Here is a 2,693-nt window from a genome sequence, read left to right as displayed (position 1 = left end):
TTGTTTTGCTTGTACTGACTTAAACGGCTTCTTCTCATAGGGATTATTCTAACCTGAAATTAGATTTCCCTAGTTATCTAGTACAGCCCCTTATTTTATATTTGGTATAAAGCGCTCCTATCAATAGGCAAGTAAGAAAACGTAGGACATAGCTTTTTATGTTTTAAATGGAGTTTTAAAGATTCAGGCCGTCTGAAAAACATGGTTATCACAAACAATGTTTCAGACGGCCTTGTCATCAATAATCAATCCAAGAAAGATTATTTACTGTACATCACCCATAAATCTTCTTGCAAATTTACCAATGCTTCGCCTTCTGCGGCTTGAATGCGGAGATATGAGCCGTCGGGCTGCATTTCCCATGCTTTGGTATTGTCTTCCAGCGCCATGGTTAAACCTTCGTGAATCACACGCGTTTTGAGAGCCGGATGCAGAATCGGTGTGGCCACTTCGATACGGCGGAAGAAGTTACGCCCCATCCAGTCAGCGCTGGAAATATAGGTATCTTCTTTGCCGCTGTTGTAGAAATAGAAAATACGTGAATGTTCGAGTTGGCGGCCAATGATGGAACGCACGCGGATGTTATCCGACAGGCCTTTTACTCCCGGGCGCAGGGTACACATGCCACGCACAATTAGTTCGATTTGTACGCCGGCAGCGCTGGCTGCATACAAAGCTTCGATTACGCTCGGCTCAATCAAAGAATTCATCTTGGCGATGATTTTGGCCGGTTTGCCTGCACGGGCGTTCTCGGCTTCCCGCTGGATACGGCTGATAATCATCGGGTACAGCGTAAACGGGCTTTGATAAAGCTTATTCAAGCGGCCCGGTTTGCCTAAGCCGGTGATTTCCATAAATAAAGTATTTACATCGGCGGTAATGTCGGAATCATCCGTAATTAAGCCAAAGTCGGTGTAGATACGCGATGTCCCTTGATGGTAGTTGCCTGTGCCTAAGTGTGCATAGCTTTTCAGACGGCCTTCTTCACGGCGGATGACCAAGGCCATTTTGGCGTGCACTTTATAACCGAATACACCGTACACCACGTGCGCACCAACGTTTTCTAATTTTTGCGCCCAGCTGACGTTGTTGGCTTCATCGAAGCGCGCCATCAATTCGACCACCACGGTCACTTGTTTGCCCGCCAGCGCGGCGCGCATCAGCGCTTTGACCAATTCGGAATTGCTGCCGGTGCGGTAAATCGTCATTTTGACAGCCAATACATCTGGGTCGCTGGCCGCCTCGCGAATCATTTGAACCACCGGGTCAAACGACTGGTAAGGATGGTGCAGTAATATCGGACCTTGCCTGGCTAAATCCAAAACAGAGCCGTTTTTACCCAATTTTTTCAGACGGCCAACGCTTGCTGGCGGTGTAAATTTCAAATCGGGGCGGTCCACCAAATCCGGGACGGCATTCAAGCGCACCAGATTGACCGGCCCCTTTACTTGATAGACCTCGGAAGGCTTCAATTTGAATTGGTCGAGCAGGAATTGGCAGATATGCTGCGGGCAGGTGTCTGCCAATTCCAAGCGCACGCCGTCGCCGTATTCGCGATCGCGTAATTCGCTCTGAATGGCGGTGCGCAGGTTTTCCAAATCATCATCGTCAACGGTCAAATCGCTGTCGCGCGTTAAACGGAACTGGTGGCAGCCTTTGACTTCCATGCCCAAAAACAACTTATGCACATGCGCGTGCAAAATAGACGACAGGAATACAAAGCCTTCATTACCATCGCAAATTTCAGACGGCATTTTCACCACACGCGGCAAAATACGCGGCGCTTGCACAATCGCCATGCTGGACGGGCGCCCGAAGGCATCTGTGCCTTCCAGTTCCACTGCGAAATTGAGGGACTTATTCAATACGCGTGGAAAGGGGTGCGAGGGGTCAAGGCCGATGGGCGTCAAAATCGGCATTAATTCGTTGTCGAAATATTCGTTAATCCATTTTTGCTGCTCGGAAGTCCAAGTATGGCGACGGTAGAAATGAATACCTTGCTTGGCTAATTCCGGCTGTAACACTTCATTAAACAGCGCATATTGTTCTTCAATCAAAGCGTGTGCCTGCGCAGAAACATCTTCAAGTGTTTCAGACGGTGTTTTGCCGTTGTCCAGCACAATATGCGGACAGAGCTTTTGGTCGCGTTTCAACGAAGCGACACGGACTTCAAAAAATTCATCTAAGTTAGAAGAAACGATGCACAAAAAACGCAAACGTTCCAATAGTGGCACGCTCGGGTCTTGCGCTTGTGCCAACACGCGGCGGTTGAATTCGAGCAGGCTCAGCTCGCGACAGAGAATTCGGTTTTGGTCAGGCATAATTTTCCCCCTATTCAGACATAGGTATCTTGTTAAAATTAAAGTCATCAATCATATATTCAGTATAGCGCGTTTTCAGGGCGGTGTAACCGTGGCCGGTTGGGTTGGGATGGGCGCTAAAAGGCAACGGGCAAGCATACCCAAGCTCTGTGAATGTTTGATGACAGGCCGTCTGAAATGGATGTTTTCAGATGGCCTGACGGTTATGAATAGGCCGAGACCTTTGCAAAAAAACCAAAACTCCCCTAAATTCCCCCTAAAGAATTCAGAGGAGTTTTTTTTATGAGCAGCTTCTTCCACCAACAAGCCCGAATCATGACGGGCAAACATACCGGCAGCTGCCCGTTGCTCAAAATTAACCGGCTGCCCGAT

1 protein-coding gene is annotated in these 2,693 nt (G+C 48.4%); it reads right to left on the bottom strand.

Going from position 1 to position 2,693, the window contains the following annotated elements; all coding sequences use genetic code 11:
* Nucleotides 1-260: 260 nt before the first annotated feature.
* Nucleotides 261-2,321 carry a polyphosphate kinase 1 gene (gene ppk1 / locus ACFPVS_RS13570; protein WP_096294409.1) on the bottom strand — a complete coding sequence of 687 codons (2,061 nt, stop codon included), beginning with the start codon at nucleotides 2,319-2,321 and terminating at the stop codon, nucleotides 261-263.
* Nucleotides 2,322-2,693: the final 372 nt, after the last annotated feature.

Origin of the sequence: Neisseria weixii (genome assembly GCF_042658245.1) — a bacterium.
Classification (GTDB): domain Bacteria; phylum Pseudomonadota; class Gammaproteobacteria; order Burkholderiales; family Neisseriaceae; genus Neisseria; species Neisseria weixii.
The sequence above is the reverse complement of the archived record's forward strand: the minus strand, read 5'-3'. Positions and strand labels throughout refer to the sequence as shown.